The organism is Glutamicibacter protophormiae (assembly GCF_014647495.1).
Lineage (GTDB): Bacteria > Actinomycetota > Actinomycetes > Actinomycetales > Micrococcaceae > Glutamicibacter > Glutamicibacter protophormiae.
In genome coordinates this window covers 54,875-70,845 of sequence record NZ_BMPH01000007.1, presented here as the reverse complement: position 1 = coordinate 70,845, position 15,971 = coordinate 54,875, and the positions used below count along the sequence as shown (strand labels likewise).

The following is a 15,971-nucleotide window of genomic DNA, read 5'->3' as shown; positions in this document are numbered from 1 at the left end:
GACGACTTCCTACTCGCGAGGAAGCCGTCCGGGCCGGTCTAATTGCTGGGACGCTGGCCGGGTGCCTGCGGTCCTAGCGGACTTTGAGCACCTGGGCGCGTTCGCCCGACTCGTTGTGCAGGTGCAACAGCAGCGCCTTGGCGTCCTTGGCCTTGCGGTCAACCGAGACTGGCAGGCGCGTGCCGTCCAGATCGGTGAACAAGGTTCCGGTGGCACCGAAGTCGACCTTCGGAGCGGTCACGTTGAACTTGACCCATCCGGTCTGGTCAACGGGAACCATCGAGCCTTCCTCGTTGGTGTTGTACCAGGAGTAGCTTGCCACGCGGTAGGAAATGTCCGATGACTTCTCGGACAGTCCGAGCGCGGCCAGCGACACCGGCAGGATCGCCGTATTGGTGTCGAAGCTGTTGGTGTCCACGTCCCCCAGCACGCCGTTGACCGGCTGCAGGTCGACCTGCTTGAGGGTCTTCAGATCGTAGGTCGCCGCCAGATCGAGGTCGATCTCGTCGATTGCGGTGGTGAAGGTGACGAAGTCTGCCTTTCCATCATTGTTGGTGTCGATCTCGACATCGAGCTCTGTGCCGCCAGCCAGGTGGGCCCAGTTGGCGTAGGTCGAAATGCCCACGTTCAGCAGGCCGTCGGCAACACCGGTGCGCGGAGCGGTGCTCGAGGCGCCGACATGCTGCAGGTCCATCGACCGTGCGCCTGGAATGGCGTCGAGCGAGGACGGGCCGCGCTTGCTGCTGGCACCCAGTTCAAAGGCACCCATTAACGAGAAGACCTGGCTCGGGCCTTGGCCTGCAATGACGTCATCACCCTTGAGCGAGAGCTCCAGGCCCGAATCGTGCTTGCCGTTCTTGACCTTCTTGACCTTGGCCGACATATCAGCGGCGAGCTTCGGAGCAGCCTGCACAGGGACGCGCAGGGTTGGCGCGGACTCGCTGGTCAGCTCCACGCGGCCGGTGGCGTCTGCCAGCCAAGCGCGGTCGAGGCCCGACTGCTGGGCGTCCATGGTCGGATCCATGGTTTTGGCCCAACGCTTCGGATCAACCTGCAGCGTGACCTTCACCTTGGTGCTCTTGCCCGGTGCGACCGTTACCGACCGGCGGTCGAGGGTGTACGTAGCGCCCGGAATCTGGGTCGCAGGAACATACTTCGCCGCGTAGGTCTGGGTCTTCTTGCTGGTGTTCTTCACCGTGATGTCACGGCTGCTCTTGTACTTCTTCTTGCCCTCGAGCTCGATAACGCCGAAGACGACGCTGGTCAGATCCGAGTCCTTGGAAGCGTAGGCATAAGCCGGAGTGGAGATGGCCTTGTCGGCCATGACACGGCCGGCACCCACACGGTTTGGCCCGTAGATATCGCCGTCGGCATCCTTGATGTCGGTGGCGGCGGTGTTCATCACGATGCTCTTGGCCTGGGCCGGAGTCAGATCCGTGTCCTCAAGCACCAGGGCTGCAATGCCGGCAACCAGCGGGGTTGCCATGGAAGTCCCGGACATGACGGCGACGCCGTTGCCGGTGCCCACGCCCACCGAACCGATCTGGGTACCCATTGCAGCGACATCAGGCTTCACGATGCCATTGGAGCCGTGCACGCCGCGCGATGAAGACGAATTCAAGGTATCGAGCACACCGGAAGGGCTGGAAGCTGCACCGGCGAAATCCGGAGACAGGGTGACCTTCATCGTTCCGGCCTCGGCGGCCGGGCGCAGTTTGGTGGCGTTGTCCAGGGTGAGCTGGGCTCCGGGAATCGTCGTGTTGCCGGCGATGCCGGCGTCGAAGACATTGGCTTCGGAATCCAGCAGGACTCCGGTGGCACCGGCGGCTTCGGCATTGTTGAAACGGGCTGCGGAACCGCACGGGAATGCGCCGTTTTCGCTCCACTGCAGCCAGACCCACTTGCCGTTCAGCGAACCTGGGGCGAACGCGCTGCAACCGAAGGCATTGGACGACGGAGCCATGACAACTTCACCAGTCAGCTCGGCCGGGTCTGCGGCGGTGTAATTGAAGTTCGACGAGTACTGCCCGGCCACATCACCGGCGACATCTGCCGGCGCTTCGACGCGGATCTTGTCCATGGTGAGCGTCGAGCCGACGGAATTCGCCACGGTCAACGAGCTGCGGGAGTTGCCCGGCGAGCCGCCCACGTCGGTGACATCTCCGGCGTTGCCGGAGGCCACCACGGAGAGGATGCCGGCTTCAGACAGAGCATCGACGATGTCATTTTCCGGATCTTCGACCGGCGAATGGTCCGAACCGAGCGACATGTTCACCACATCGGCGCGGTCGGAGAAGTCTCCGTCGCCATTGGGATCCATTACATAGTCCAGTGCTTGGCCCACCACTTCGGAGGATCCGGTGCAGCCGAAGACGCGGATGCCGATCAGCTGCGCCTCCGGGGCGGAACCAGGACCGACCTTCATGCCCATGACATCGTCAGCCTTGAGCTTGGAGTAGTCCCCGGTGAACGTGGTGCCGTCCGCGTTGACGCCGTACCCCGCTGCGGTGCCTGCCACGTGGGATCCGTGCCCGGCGAGCTCGCAGTCCAACGGGTTGGGATCCGGGTTCGGGATCGGCTGGTAGTCGTCGGCATCCGGGTCGGCGTTGTAGTTGTCTCCGACCAAGTCCCAGCCGCCGATGAACTTCTTCGGGTCTAGGAGACCTGAATCCGGAGCGGGAAGACCTTCCGATGCCTGTGCCTGTTTGTAGCCCTCTAGGGTTCCGGGGCCGCCGAAGCTGGCGTGGGTGTAGTCGATGCCGGTGTCCAGCACCGCGATCTTCACCCCGTCGCCGGTCTTGCCCAGCGCCGTCCATGATTCCAGGGCGCCGGTGTCGATGACCGATCCGCGATTGGAAGGCTTCTTTGGAACGATGCCGCTGATCTTGGCGACATCCGTGCGCTCGGCCAGTGCCCGGAGCTCGTCTGCGTCGCCGGTCAGTGCCACGCCGCGCAGGGCGTTCGATGTCGAATAGATGACCTCTGAATCTGCCTGAGCGGCAAGTTCCTTGCCCTTTTGCTTGACTTCGGATCGGATCTTCTTGACCTTTGCCGCGTCCTTGGACTTGCCGGACTTCTTGACCTCCTGGAAGGCTCCGTCGCCTTCCAGCTGGACGAAGACCGAGACTTCTCCGCTGGCCTTGGCCAAGGGTTTGGAAACCTTGAGGTTTGAAAGGGTATCGCTGCGGGTGATCGACAGCGAAGCTGCCTCATCACCATCCGCAGGTTGTGGAATATTGACTGCGCTTGCCGGACCGCCGATGGTGACCGCCAATGCCAAAGCAGTGGCCGATCCCAGCAGGAGGCGCGGCAGTTTGTCAGTGCGCCGTGTGACCATGATTCTCCTAGCCGAGCTGGACAGCGGAAATGCTCCCGATGCCGGGTGGCCGATACGACAAAGCGGTGCGTGCCATGATGATCGTCCGAGGGCAGACGTCCGCTGAAGCATCGAGCCCCTAGTGTGGAATCATAGGTGACGTACGTCATATATCAAGGGGATATTGAACAAATATTGCGGTCCGATGGATAGTGCGGACCGGTCTTTCAGATTTAGTCATCGGGAATTACAACGGAGAAGCGCCAATAGGTCAACCTGCGCGAGCAAAAATTTTTAGATTATTCCATTCCGGCTCAAGCGGTCTATTCGGAATGCGCTCCTGCATGGAAGGTGATGCCGGTGGAGCGGGGCAAAGTGCCCCGCTCCACCACGTGCCCGTTAGACGCGTTCGATGAAGCTGTTCACGCGCTCATCGAGCTGGATGATCCGCTGCGCAACGACAACCATTGGATCCGGGTTGATGGGATCCTTTGGCGGGGCGATGCGTACATTGGCGGAGCACTCGAAGCGGGTGCAGAGCAGGGTGCCCAGCGTGTCTCCGTCGCGGCCGGCTTGGCCCGAACGGCGGGTGGTGAACATTCCTACCGCGCACGGCAGGGTGACGTCGCGGCACATCTCGCACATGGCCGCGCTGCCCGCTTTGCGTGCGCCTTCGGTGGCGCGCAGCAACAAGCCGCGGGTTTCGCCGTTGGCGTTCGTGTAGATCATGTACCCGCGCTGCGGCATCTTCGGATCGCGCCAACCGAGGTATTCCAGCGATTCCCAGTCGAGGCTGTTGAAGTTTTCCGGCGGGGTGAGTTTTTTGGCTTCCTGGCGGCTGGCGTTGATAAAGCTGGCGCGGATGGTTTTTTCGTTCAATGGCTGCATGGCAATTCCTTGGGTATTCCGTCCGATGCCCGGCGGGAACTTCCGGACGGCGCGCAAAAGCGCTGAATGGTGGGGAGGAACAGGTCCCGTCTATGGCGGAAATGACGTAGGCGCAGCAAGGCAATGACTGTCAACGCAGGGGTTGCAGCCTAGCTACTTGCCAGTTGCCCCGTCCGCCGCAGGGACGAACGGGCAGAGCGTCAAAGTGGCGTGCATCGCCGACCGCCCTTTCCCGTGCCCAGGCACGCAACAAATTGAGATTCTTCAACCACTTTAGCAAGCCGGCCCGCTTGCCCCAAGAAGGTGTGGTCAGGGATTTAAAAGCAGACGCCGAGGAGAACGGTGGTTTTCCTCGGCGTCGGTGGTTCTGCTTGCGGATCGACCTAGCGGCGGCCGCCCTGCCACAGCGCGTCGAATGGGGTCTTTCCAGCGACGCGGTTGCGGATGCCTTCGGTAACGAAAGCCTTTGCGGTGCGTGCGGCTTCCAGCGGGGTCGCGCCCTTGGCCAGTTCGGAAGTCACTGCGGCGGCTAACGAGCATCCGGCACCAGAAACAGCAACTTCGCCGATCTTCTTCTCGCGCAGGACCTCGAGGGTCTCGCCGTCGTAGAACACGTCTACTGCGTCTTCGCCGGCAATGCGTACGCCGCCCTTGGCCAGCACCGCAGCGCCGGAGATCTCGTGGATCTTCTTGGCTGCGGTCACCAGGTCCTCCTCGGAGGTGATGGTCAGGCCCGAGAGCTGCTCTGCTTCGAAATGGTTCGGGGTGACGAAAGTAGCCAGCGGCAACAAGGTGGACTTCAGTGCTTCGTCGGTGTCCAGCGCATGGCCCGGTTCCTGGCCCTTGCAGATCAGTACCGGATCGAGCAGGACGTTGTCCCATTTCTGCGACTTCAGCGCCGTGGCAACGGTGTCGATGGTGGCAGGTGATCCCATCATGCCCAGCTTCACGGTGCCGAGCTTGCCCTCGTAGCAGGTCTGGATCGCTTCGAGCTGGTCGGCGATGACCTGCTGATCCACCGGCACGAAGCGGTGGTTCCAGGAATCCTTGGGGTCGAAGGATACGATGCAAGTCAGCGCAACGATGCCGTAGGTTCCCAGTTCCTGGAAGGTCTTCAGGTCGGCCTGGGCGCCGGCGCCGCCGGTGGCTTCGGAACCTGCGATGGTCAGGGTGAGTGCAGGGCCGCTTGCAGTGTTTGTATTAGTCATAGTCCCATGAATGATTGTGTGTACTGGTGATTACTTTTAGCCCTGTTGCCAGAAGCTGAGGTCGGTGGCCTTGGACCAGCCTTCGGCCAACGTTCCCGCGTTTTCGCTGGACGCGACCAATAACAGCCATGGTATACCGTGGCCGTAGGCTGCTCCGGCAAAGTTTGCGAGAATCGCCCGGCGGGCGGTGTCGGGGTCTGTGGGCGCGTACAGGTCGGGATCCGTCAGCAGGCCGAAAGAAGGACCGTAGTGCATTCGTCCGCGGGCAACAGGGCGGTCGAAGTCGGTGACCTCGACAACGTCGTAGTCGTTCATCGGTGCTTCGAACAAGGCGGAGGTGTCGGGCAGCTTCACTACCTGCTCCACATCCTCGGGCTTGCCCGCCAGCAACGACATTTTCGCGGTTTCCGTCCAGCCGGCGCTCTGCAGGCTTTCCGCGGTCCGCTCGTTGACGGGACCGAGGAAGACCAATCGCTGGGCATCGGCCGGCGCAGTCCAGGGCGCGTCCGGCCAGTATCCGAGGATCTCGACATCCTCGCCGTCATGGTTGACCGATCGAATCTCGCCGAGAGTTGGAAACGTGGCAATGCGATCCCGCAGGAGCGCGTAGGCCTCGGCCCAGACTGGCAATTCGCGTCGTGTTCCGCTCATGTTGTATTGCACTCCTTCGTGGCCAGAGTCGCCGGTTGTCACTTCCGACTTTACGCTCAAAATATGGCGGCACCAGAACGCGAACCGTGAACGGCCTGTGTGATGCGTGAACTCGGTGTCAGGAAGCCTTGGGGACCTTTGATCTGGTGGTCTGTCGGTCCTGATGATCCTGTACCGAACTTCCGGAGTCCATGAGCGCCAGAACATCTGCGAACAGTGAGCGCACGACGGGAAGTCGGCAGAGGACCGCGAACTTCGCGGCCACGGGCGCGGCGTTGTCCATGAGCAGCAGCGAACGCCGTTGGTTGGCCGACTGGTCGTAGGCCCAGACGGAAAACAGTTGCCGCGACAGAAGCGAGAGGAACTTCGGCAGATCACTGCGGATGCCCAGCGGTGGCAGCGGGCGCGCACCGGAAACGGCTTTTTCCCAGAGGGAGAATTCGACGGCCGAAAGTTCATTGTCCACCTGGTCTTGGGATAGCAGAACTTTGAGGAATGCCGGACCGAACTCGTGGTACGGCTGCATGACGCTCAAACCAGAGGTGAAAACTGCCCGGATATTGCTTTCAAGCGTGTTGCCTTCGTCGAGCGCGGAACGGCACCGCTCGAACTGCTCGGTACGCAGATTCAGCAGCAACCGGGCGACGATGTCTTCCTTGGAGGAGAAATAGTAATAGGCATGGGACAGTGAGACCCCAGCTCGTGCCGCTATGACACGCATGCTGGATGCCTTGTACCCCTCGGCGGCAAAGCAGTCCAGCGCGGTTTGCAGGAGCTTGGCTTGGGTTTCCTGCCCCTTGAGCGTGCGCGGCTGAATGGTCATGGGGCGATTCTACCGAGCTTTTTGAACGCGTTCAAAAATGTCTCGAGTTCATGCGGAAGTAGGGGAGGCCCATCACCCTGCTCCTTCGTACCTCGATTGCATGTTCCAAAGAAGTTCAAGTGAGATGTCTCTTTCTCGAACCTTGAGTCCAAGAATCATTGTTACTATGAAGTAGGTCACTTAGCGGGTCGTTTGGGCGCGTGGGATACTTGCTGGGTAAGTGCTAATACAGCGGGACAGCATGCCAAACGCCCAACGCCTCGCGAACCACGCACCGTGGCGAGGCGGCGTCGGGCAATGGCTCTCCTGGCGAACCACTTTGACAAGGAAAAAATCATGGGCGAATCCAACGCCAGAACCACTCTGCCCGCATCATCGAAAGCGGTTTTCGCTGCTGCGGGCTCACCGTACTTCTCCACCGTTCTGACCCTGATGGGCGCGGTGGTCATCCTCTCGAACATCGGCGCTTCCAAGGGAGTCACCCTGGGACCGCTCGTGACCGACGGCGGGTTCTTCCTGTTTCCGCTGGCCTACATCCTCGGCGACGTCATCTCCGAGGTATATGGGCTGAAAGCGGCGCGGCGATCGATCATCACCACCTTCGTGCTCGCATTCTTCGCCGTAGCCTGCTTCTGGATCATGATCCAGCTGCCCGCCGCCGACTTCTACGACGGCCAGGAAGCCCTTGAACGCACGCTCGGACCGATTTGGCAGATCGTCGTCGCCTCGGCCGCCGGTTTCCTGGTCGGCCAGCTGGCCAACTCGTGGGTGCTGGTCAAGCTCAAGGAGCGCACCGGCGAACGCGGGCTGGCCGCGCGCTTGATCGGGTCCAGCGGCGTCGGCGAACTGCTGGACACCATCATCTTCTGCGCCATCGCAGCTCCGGTCATCGGCATCGCCGACGCTCCCACGTTCATCAACTACGTGGTGGTCGGCTTCCTCTACAAGACCGCGGTGGAGATTATTTTCGTCCCGGTCACCTCGCTGGTGATCCGCTGGTTCAAGAAGCGCGAGCCGGGCTACGGGCAGCTGGCGGCCGGGCGAGGTTAATCCTCCAAGTCATCATTTCGAGCGACTCCCCGCCGTCGCCGCCCTCGATACGCTGGGCAGATGGCGACAGAATCAGAGCACCGGACGCACCTGGAAGCCCACGGGCTGGTCATCGGCTATCCGGAACAGACGATCTGCGGCCCCATCGACCTGCGGATCGGCACCGGCGACGGGCTGGGAATCATCGGTTCCAACGGCAGCGGCAAATCCACGCTGCTGGCAACGCTGCTCGGCCGGATCCCGGCCCAGTCCGGTGAAACGGCATTTCGGGGCCTGCCGCTGGACGAGGATTCGCTGGACTTCCGGCGGACCGTTGCCGTGCAGGTCAGCGACGGTGCATTCTTCGAAGAACTGAGCGTCGCCGAGCACCTGGAAATGGTGGCACGGGGGCACGGAGTGCCCGAATGGGAAGCGAAAGTCGAGAGCGAGCTGGAGTTCTTCGAGCTCACCGCGGTCGCCGACCACCTGCCCGGGGAACTCTCCTCGGGGCAGCGGCGCAAACTGCTGCTGGCCGCGACGCTGATCCGCCCGGCCGGGCTCCTGATCTTCGATGAGCCCGAGCAGCGGCTGGACTTGAGGATCCGGCAGAAGTTTTATGAACGGCTGGCAGGGCTGCGCCGCGACATGGTCAGCATCCTGGCGGTGACGCACGATCCGGCCATGCTGCGGCTTTGCCTGGATAGGGCGCTCCTGCTGGATGGCGACGCCGGGGAATACGTGGAGTCCGAAGACGGAGCGCAGTGGCTTGAGCGCTAGTCCAGATACCTCGGCGGCCAGCGGTTACGATCCGCGCGACATCCTTCGCCGCGTGCGCTCGGCGCGCAGTTTTTCCGAACGCTTCGACTCGTTCTCCGAGATTTACGTCTGGGTGCTCGCCGCCGTGGTGGCGCTGGCCTATCTGGCCAGCGCCCTCTACGGCGCGATCTTCGTGCTGCTGGGCGAAGGGGTGCCGCACCTTGAGCTGGCCAGCGCGCGCTGGAGCCTGGATGCGGTGGCATTGTTCCTGCTGCCGATGCTGCTGCTGTTGGTCTTCCGGCTCATGCTCTATCTCGGTCCCAACGCCGTGGGACCCGAGCAGGCCGACTGGTGGCTGCCGCTGCCGGTGGACCGCCGGGTGCTGCTGCGCCCGGCCTGGCGCAGGGCGCTGGGCCTGGGCAGCGCGGCCGGTGTTTTCCTCGGGCTGCTGTGGGCGCTAGCCCTCTTCGCACTGGCAGGTACCTGGTCCCCGGCGCTGCTGCTGTCGGTTGTGGGCTTTTTCGCCCTGGCCGGGCTCGGTTCTGCGGCTGCGGCCGGAGCGCTTCAAGCGGCAGGGCGCCAGCACGCCGCCCAGAGATTTTGCTCCGCGGGGCTGCGGGTGCTCGCCGCCGGTTATGTGCTGCTGTGGACGGCGCAGCTGGTGGGGATGGGAACCCTCGATGCCCGGTTGGTGGCCTGGGAGCAGGCGCTGCTGGAGGTCGGGCCCTGGATGGTTCTGTGCTGCGGTGCGCTGGCCGTCGCCGTGCCATGCATTGTCCTGGCGTCGCGGCGGCTTGCGGGAGTATCCGGTGCCGCGTTGCGCGAGGGCGGGCTGCACCAGCAGCAGCTTGCCGGAGCCATCATGCAGGCCGATGCGCGTGGTGTGCATCTTGGTGCCGCACGCAAACGGAACCGCACCGGCGGCCGGCTTGTCCGCGCCCTGCCGGTGTCCGTGGGAATTCTTGCCCTGCGTTGCGTGCGCGGAGGCCATTGGAAGCCGGCGCTGGGGTTCAGCGCGGCGGCCCTGGTACTGCTGCTCAGCGTCCGCACCGCTGCGAACCCTCTGGCATTGGCCGGGGTCCTGGCAATCTTGTTGGTCGTCCTGGGTGCCAGTCTCGCCGAGGTGCTTCGACCCGCCGCCACCCAGCCGGAGCTCGGGCTGATGCTCGGGCTGGCCCGTAGCCAGAGGGAGCGGGCCATGACCGCCGTCGCCGCGGGTCTGTCGCTGCTGGTACTGGGCGTCTGGACTCTCGGGTTGTGGGGCATCGGGGCGCTGGCCCCAGTGCCCTGGTGGTCCTGGGTCGCGGCCGTGTTGCTCGCCGCGCTGGGTCTGGCCTCGGTGGCTTTGGCGCACGCGCGGCGAGCGGAGCGCGATTGGGAAGAAATCTTCGCCGGGGCCTCGAACGAGATGTCCATTGCGGCGGTGCTCATCCAGCAGGCCTGGACGCTGCTGCGCGCGGCGGCTTCCGGCGCTGCGCTGTATTTCCAGGTTTTGGCCCCGGTCGCCGCGGTGCCGTGGGGGATCTGGGCGGTGTGCCTGCTCGGCGCCGCTCCGGCGCTTAAAAAGCTCGCCGGATAGCGGACCTCGGATCCGTCCGAAGTTCGCTATCCGGCGGGCAGTGCGTGCCCCCTACTTGGCAGGCTGCGAGACCGGCTGGCCCTGCGGGTCAGGCGCGCCGGCGTAGTAGCTGGACAGCACCTGCTCCTTGAGCTGGAAGAACGTTCCGTCCTCGATCGCCTGGCGGGCGGAGTCGACCAGGCCCACGGTGAAGTGCTCGTTGTGGATCGAGATCAGCGTGTGGCTGAGCAGCTCCTTGGCCTTGTACAGGTGGTGGATGTAGGCGCGGGAGAAGTTCTGGCAGGCGTAGCATTCGCAGCCGTCCACCAGCGGGGTGAAGTCGCGCTTGTAGCGCGCCCCAGACAGGTTGAAGCGGCCCCACGGGGTGTAGAACGCGGAGTTGCGTGCGACTCGGGTCGGGGAAACGCAGTCGAAGGTGTCCGCGCCGTTCTCGATCGCGGTGAAGATGTCGTCCGGCTCGGAAATGCCCAGCAGGTGCCGCGGCTTGTCCTCGGGCAGCTCCTCTGCGCACCAGCCGACAATGGTTCCCAGGTTCTCCTTCTCCAGAGCGCCGCCGATGCCGAAGCCGTCGAAGGCCATGGCACCCAGATCCTGGCAGGCCTTGCGGCGCAGGTCTTCGTACTGCGCGCCCTGGATGACGCCGAACAACGCCTGGTAGTCCTTGCCTTCGCGGGAATCGGTCAGCGAAAAGTGCTCGGCGATGCAGCGCTCTGCCCATCGGCGGGTGCGCTCCAGGGACTCGACCTGGTAGCCGCGCGAGTTCTGCAGCGTGGTCAGCTCGTCGAAGGCGAACATGACGTCGGCGCCGATCTGGTGCTGCACGCCCATGGAAATCTCGGGGGAGAAGCGGTGGCGGTTGCCGTCCAGATGAGACTTGAACCAGACGCCGTCTTCGTCCACGTTGGCCAAGCGTTCCTTGCCCGGAGCCACCGCGTCGTCGGGGCCGGACTGGTCCACGGACTTCATGTCGATGACCTTCTTGAACCCCGATCCCAGGCTCATCACCTGGAATCCGCCGGAGTCGGTGAAGGTCGGGCCTTCCCAGCCCATGAACTTGCCCAGGCCTCCGGCCGCGTCCAGGATGTCGGCGCCCGGCTGCAGGTACAGGTGGTAGGCGTTGGACAGCACAGCTTGGGCTCCGAGCTGCTTGACGTGCTCGGGGGTCAGCGCCTTGACCGTCGCCTTGGTGCCCACGGCGATGAACGCGGGGGTTTTCACCTCGCCATGCGGCGTGCGGATCACGCCGGTGCGTCCGAGCATCGGGGTTCCGTCGTCAGCGGTGAGCCGGGTCCCGACTGCGAAACCGAATTCTTGCTGGCGCGGATGGGGGGCACTGGGATCAAAGTTCATATCGGGCACGTACCCAAGTTTGCCGTATTAAACAGCCGGTGAGTAAAACGACAGTGTGATCAGGCACCGAAACCCGGGCTTTCACATGGGAAAGAGCGAATAATAGAGGCTGTCTTGTTGTGTGCAACGCGACGGAAGGAAACTGTGGGCCTGGAGCAATTGAAAGAATCCGCGAAGTCATTGATCACCCTGGGCCCTGCCCGGAAGGATCACTGGATCGGCTTGCGCACCGCCGTCGGCGTTTTTGCTCCCTTGATCTTCCTGCTGGCCGTCGACCGCCTGGATCTCGTGGTGTTCGCGGTCTTCGGCGCCTTTGCCGGCGTCTACGGCCGGGTGGACGGATACTGGAACCGCCTGCGCATGCAGGTCCGTTCGAGCATGCTGCTGTTCGGCGTCATCGCTTCGGCGCTGGCCGCCTCCCACCTGTGGATCGCCCACGACCAGCCGGAGCTGAAGCAGTGGCAGATTGTCGGCGCCACCACGCTGGTGGCGGGCATCTGTTCGGTGCTCGCCGGGTTCTTGCGGCTGCGCCCGGCCGGCTCGCTGTTCCACATCTTCGCATTCGCCGCGATTGCCTCCATTTCCAACCCGGTCCCGGCTTGGCAAGGGCTGCTGGTGGCGGTGCTGACCATGGCGCTGGCACTGGTGATCGGTGCGGCCGGAGCATTGGGCCAGTGGTCGAGCCTGTGGCAGCGCACCCCGCTGCCGCCGCTGCCGGACAATGTCCGCTCCGCGATCTGGTGGGAAGGGCTGTTCTACATCCTGACCGCGGGCATCGCCGGGGCCCTGGCCAACATCGTGGGCAGCCGGCTGGAGGCCGGGCACAACTACTGGGCCATGGTGGCCGCGGTAGTGCCGCTGGTCGGGCACACCACCAAGCTCCGGCTCCACCGCGGCGTCCATCGTGTGCTGGGAACCCTGGTCGGGTTGGTCCTCATGGCGCTGCTGATCGTGCTGAACCCGCCGCTGTGGCTGCTGCTGGCGCTGATCGGCTTCTTCCAGTTCATGGCCGAGATGCTGGTCATGCGCAACTACTTCATGGCGCAGATCTTCGTCACCCCGCTGGCGCTGGTGGGAGTGTCCGTGATGTCGGGGCTCTCAACCGCGCTGCTCTACGACCGCATGGTGGAAACCGTGATCGGCTCCCTGGTCGGCATCTTCGGGGTGCTCCTTGGAAGCTGGTTTGGCGGAATCATGCGGCGCCGGGCCGGGATCGACCCGCCAAACCGGGGGAAGGAGCGCTAGATATTCACTCCGACATGGGCTAATGCCTGTCGGAGAATATTTTCGCGACCGCCGGCGAACTCGCCCTGGATGTCGCTGCTCAGCGCTTCGGCAGGGGTGAGCCAGGTCAGCTCCAGCGCGTCCTGGCGCGGCGAGGACTCGCCGCGCACCGGCACGATATAGCACATGGACACCGCATGCTGGCGGTCGTCGGTCAGGCCGGTTTCGCTGGGTGCAGGGAAGTACTCGGCCACCGTGAACGGCACCGGGGAGGCCGGAAGCTGCGGCAGCACCATGGTGCCCAGGTCCTTCTCGATGTGCCGGATCAATGCGGCGCGGATCGTCTCGCGGTACATGACGCGCCCGGAGACGAAGGTGCGTAGCATGCGCCCGTCGTTGTCAGCGGTCAGCAGCAGGCCGACCTCGTTGACGTATCCCAGCGGGTCCAGGCGCACCGGAATGGCCTCGACGTACAGCATGGGGAGGCGCTGGCGGGCCTCGTAGAGATCTTCGTCAGAGAGCCATCCAGGGTAGGGATCAGGCGTACGCACGTTCATGGTTCCATCTTGGTACACAAACACCTCTCATGCCATGAATCTCTATCCGTGTTGCGCAACTCACCAATCTGTTGCGGGCGCACCCTAGCGCCTGGCGGGGGTGCTCTGTAAAATTGATTGGGCTATCCCAACCAGAATGATCCTGAGCCTGGGAACCGGCCGCCCTTTCCCACACTTCTCTTGGAAGCAGACCTGCTGTGTCACACGCTCCGGACCGTTTGAGCAAACAGAACTTCACGACGATCGCCGTGCTGATCGTCTCCAGCTTCGTTGTCATCCTGAACGAAACCATCATGAACGTGGCACTGCCCGTGCTGATGGAGGAATTCAACGTCACCGCCGATGCCATCCAGTGGCTCGCCACGATCTTCATGCTGACCATGGCCGTGGTCATCCCGACCACCGGCTTCCTGCTGCAGCGCCTGAGCACCCGCAAGGTCTTCGTGCTGGCCATCGGCCTGTTCACCCTGGGCACCGTGCTGGCCGCGGTGTCGCCCGGCTTCTCCGTGCTGCTGGTCGCCCGCGTCATCCAGGCCAGCGGCACCGCGATCATGATGCCGCTGCTGATGACCACGATCCTCGACCTGGTGCCGCCGGCTCGACGCGGCGTGCTGATGGGCAACGTGTCGATCGTGATCTCGGTGGCCCCGGCCATCGGCCCGACCCTGTCCGGCATCATCCTGCAGTACCTGTCCTGGCGGTTCATGTTCATCGTGATCATCCCGATCGCCGTGGCGGCGCTGCTGATCGGCACCCCGCGCCTGTCCAACGAACCGGGCGACAATTCCGCTCCGCTGTCCATCCCATCGCTGATCCTGGCCGTGCCGGGCTTCGGCGGCCTGGTCTACGGCCTGAGCGGCTTGTCGGCCGGCATCACGCCGCTGGGCATCGGAATCCTCGTGGTGTCGGTGCTGTGCCTGACCGCCTTCGTGCTGCTGCAGCTCAAGCTGCAGCAGGGGGACAAGGCCCTGCTGGACCTGCGCTCGCTGACCTACCGCGACTTCACGCTGTCGCTGGCGCTGATGATGTGCGCCATGATTTCCCTGTTCGGCGTGATCATCCTGCTGCCGCTGTTCTTCACCACGGTGCTGGGCATCGAGACGCTGACCACCGGCTTGATCATGCTGCCCGGAGGCCTGCTGATGGGCCTGCTGGCCCCGCTGGTCGGCAAGCTCTACGACAAGGTCGGCGCCCGCCCGCTGATCGTTCCGGGCTCGATCATCCTGCTGGTATCGCTGTTCAGCTATGCGCTGATCCTGGACGCCGCCACCCCGATCTGGCTGCTGGTGCTCATGCACCTGGTCATGAGCCTGGGCCTGGCGTTCATCTTCACCCCGGCGTTCACCACCGCGCTGAACCCGCTGCCGCACCACCTGCACTCCCACGGTTCCGCGCTGCTCTCCACCCTGCAGCAGCTGGCCGGTGCCATGGGCACCGCGCTGATCGTCGGTGTGGTGGCCGCGACCACCGCCTCCAAGATCGCCGCCGGAAGCGATGTCGCCACCGCGACGGTGGAGGGCTTCAAGCCCGGCTTCCTGGTGGGCGCCGCGTGCAGCATCGGCATCCTGGTCATCGGGATCCTGCTGGGCGGCAAGAAGCAGCAGGCCCAGCAGCCTTCCGATCAGGCTCCGGTGGCAACCCGCTAGCCCGACCGGATTTCTTCCGGCTTCGCCGCGCGGCCCGGCACCCCTGTGGTGCCGGGCTTTTGCGTGCCTGCAGGCTCCCGGGGACCGGGATCCGGATCTTCACCTTTGTTCGCTCGGGCGATAGGCTGACCGGAGATTCACGACTATAAAAGGGGTTTGCATGCAGCTGCAGGATTCGGTCGCACTGGTGACCGGCGGACTGTCCGGATTGGGACGGGCCACGGCCTTGAAACTGGCCGCGCAGGCCAAGCACGTGGTGGTGCTGGACCTGCCGCGCGAGGACGGGGATGAAACAGCCGCCGCGATCGGGGCGAACGTGCGCTACGCCCCGGCGGACGTCACCAGCCCCGACGACGTGGCCGACGTGATGGAACGCGTACGCGAACTGGGCCAGCTGCGCGTGCTGGTCAACTGCGCCGGGGTCGCCACCCCGGGCAAGGTGCTGGGGCGCGAGGGCGTGCTGCCGCTGGAGAAGTTCGCCAAGGTGCTGGACATCAATGTCAACGGCACCTTCAACGTGATCCGCCTCGGCGCCGAGCTGATGGCGCACAGCGAATCGCTGGTCGATGCGCAGGGCACCGCCGAGCGCGGGGTCATTGTCAACACCGCCTCGGTGGCGGCCTTCGACGGGCAGATCGGGCAGCCGGCCTACGCCGCATCCAAGGGCGCCGTCGCCGCGATGACGCTGCCGCTGGCCCGCGAGCTGGCGCAGCACCAGATCCGCGTCATGACCATCGCCCCGGGGATCTTCCAGACGCCGATGATGGCCGGGCTGCCGCAGGCGGCGCAGGATTCGCTCGGCGCGCAGGTGCCGCACCCTTCGCGGCTGGGACGCCCGGAGGAATACGCCGCGCTGGTGGAGCACATCGTGGCCAACCCGATGCTCAACGGGGAGACGATCCGGCTGGACGGCGCCATCCGCATGGCGCCGCGCTAAACCCGCG

General features: G+C 64.2%; 13 protein-coding genes. 6 read left to right on the top strand and 7 right to left on the bottom strand.

Annotation, left to right across the window (positions count from 1 at the left end):
• Window positions 1-73: 73 nt before the first annotated feature.
• The 5 genes from IEY43_RS09845 to IEY43_RS09825 all read right to left on the bottom strand — a co-directional run bounded on the left by IEY43_RS09845 (window position 74) and on the right by IEY43_RS09825 (window position 6,886).
• Window positions 74-3,337 (bottom strand): S8 family serine peptidase, encoded by a 3,264-nt coding sequence (locus tag IEY43_RS09845; protein WP_188948427.1) that lies wholly within the window; start codon window positions 3,335-3,337, stop codon window positions 74-76.
• Window positions 3,338-3,715: 378 nt separating this feature from the next.
• Window positions 3,716-4,204, bottom strand: coding sequence for an FBP domain-containing protein (locus tag IEY43_RS09840; RefSeq protein ID WP_188948426.1), 489 nt, complete (start codon window positions 4,202-4,204; stop codon window positions 3,716-3,718).
• Between the two features lie 383 nt (window positions 4,205-4,587).
• Window positions 4,588-5,412, bottom strand: a complete 825-nt coding sequence (locus IEY43_RS09835; protein WP_188948425.1) for a hydroxymethylpyrimidine/phosphomethylpyrimidine kinase — start codon at window positions 5,410-5,412, stop codon at window positions 4,588-4,590.
• 36 nt (window positions 5,413-5,448) lie between these two features.
• Window positions 5,449-6,063 (bottom strand): hypothetical protein, encoded by a 615-nt coding sequence (locus IEY43_RS09830; RefSeq protein WP_188948424.1) that lies wholly within the window; start codon window positions 6,061-6,063, stop codon window positions 5,449-5,451.
• 118 nt (window positions 6,064-6,181) lie between these two features.
• On the bottom strand, window positions 6,182-6,886 hold the full coding sequence (locus IEY43_RS09825; RefSeq protein WP_188948423.1) for a TetR/AcrR family transcriptional regulator: 705 nt from the start codon (window positions 6,884-6,886) through the stop codon (window positions 6,182-6,184).
• A 336-nt stretch (window positions 6,887-7,222) separates the two neighbouring features.
• On the opposite strand from IEY43_RS09825, the gene IEY43_RS09820 reads away from it, so the two are divergent.
• Genes IEY43_RS09820 through IEY43_RS09810 form a run of 3 tightly spaced genes read left to right on the top strand, consistent with a single transcriptional unit; the run spans window position 7,223 to window position 10,250 of the window.
• A complete protein-coding gene (locus IEY43_RS09820; protein WP_188948422.1) occupies window positions 7,223-7,936 on the top strand; it encodes a queuosine precursor transporter in 714 nt (237 codons plus the stop codon).
• A 60-nt stretch (window positions 7,937-7,996) separates the two neighbouring features.
• On the top strand, window positions 7,997-8,692 hold the full coding sequence (locus IEY43_RS09815; protein WP_188948421.1) for an ABC transporter ATP-binding protein: 696 nt from the start codon (window positions 7,997-7,999) through the stop codon (window positions 8,690-8,692).
• Complete coding sequence (locus IEY43_RS09810; RefSeq protein ID WP_188948420.1) at window positions 8,682-10,250, top strand: DUF6297 family protein; 1,569 nt, start codon at window positions 8,682-8,684, stop codon at window positions 10,248-10,250. Before IEY43_RS09815 ends, IEY43_RS09810 begins: the two co-directional genes overlap by 11 nt.
• A gap of 51 nt (window positions 10,251-10,301) precedes the next feature.
• Here the strand turns inward: IEY43_RS09810 and tgt are convergent, their stop codons facing one another.
• Window positions 10,302-11,600 (bottom strand): tRNA guanosine(34) transglycosylase Tgt, encoded by a 1,299-nt coding sequence (tgt, locus tag IEY43_RS09805; RefSeq protein WP_188948519.1) that lies wholly within the window; start codon window positions 11,598-11,600, stop codon window positions 10,302-10,304.
• Window positions 11,601-11,744: 144 nt separating this feature from the next.
• On the opposite strand from tgt, the gene IEY43_RS09800 reads away from it, so the two are divergent.
• Window positions 11,745-12,845: an FUSC family protein gene (locus IEY43_RS09800; RefSeq protein WP_229777347.1), complete on the top strand. Its 1,101-nt coding sequence runs from the start codon at window positions 11,745-11,747 to the stop codon at window positions 12,843-12,845.
• On the opposite strand, the gene IEY43_RS09795 is transcribed toward IEY43_RS09800, so the two are convergent.
• Window positions 12,842-13,381 carry an NUDIX hydrolase family protein gene (locus tag IEY43_RS09795; protein ID WP_188948419.1) on the bottom strand — a complete coding sequence of 180 codons (540 nt, stop codon included), beginning with the start codon at window positions 13,379-13,381 and terminating at the stop codon, window positions 12,842-12,844. The genes IEY43_RS09800 and IEY43_RS09795 overlap by 4 nt on opposite strands.
• A gap of 218 nt (window positions 13,382-13,599) precedes the next feature.
• Between IEY43_RS09795 and IEY43_RS09790 the strand changes: the two genes are divergently transcribed.
• Both IEY43_RS09790 and IEY43_RS09785 read left to right on the top strand, forming a co-directional pair.
• A complete protein-coding gene (locus tag IEY43_RS09790) occupies window positions 13,600-15,027 on the top strand; it encodes an MDR family MFS transporter (protein WP_229777346.1) in 1,428 nt (475 codons plus the stop codon).
• Window positions 15,028-15,187: 160 nt separating this feature from the next.
• Window positions 15,188-15,964 carry an SDR family NAD(P)-dependent oxidoreductase gene (locus IEY43_RS09785; RefSeq protein WP_188948417.1) on the top strand — a complete coding sequence of 259 codons (777 nt, stop codon included), beginning with the start codon at window positions 15,188-15,190 and terminating at the stop codon, window positions 15,962-15,964.
• The last annotated feature ends 7 nt before the right edge of the window (window positions 15,965-15,971 follow it).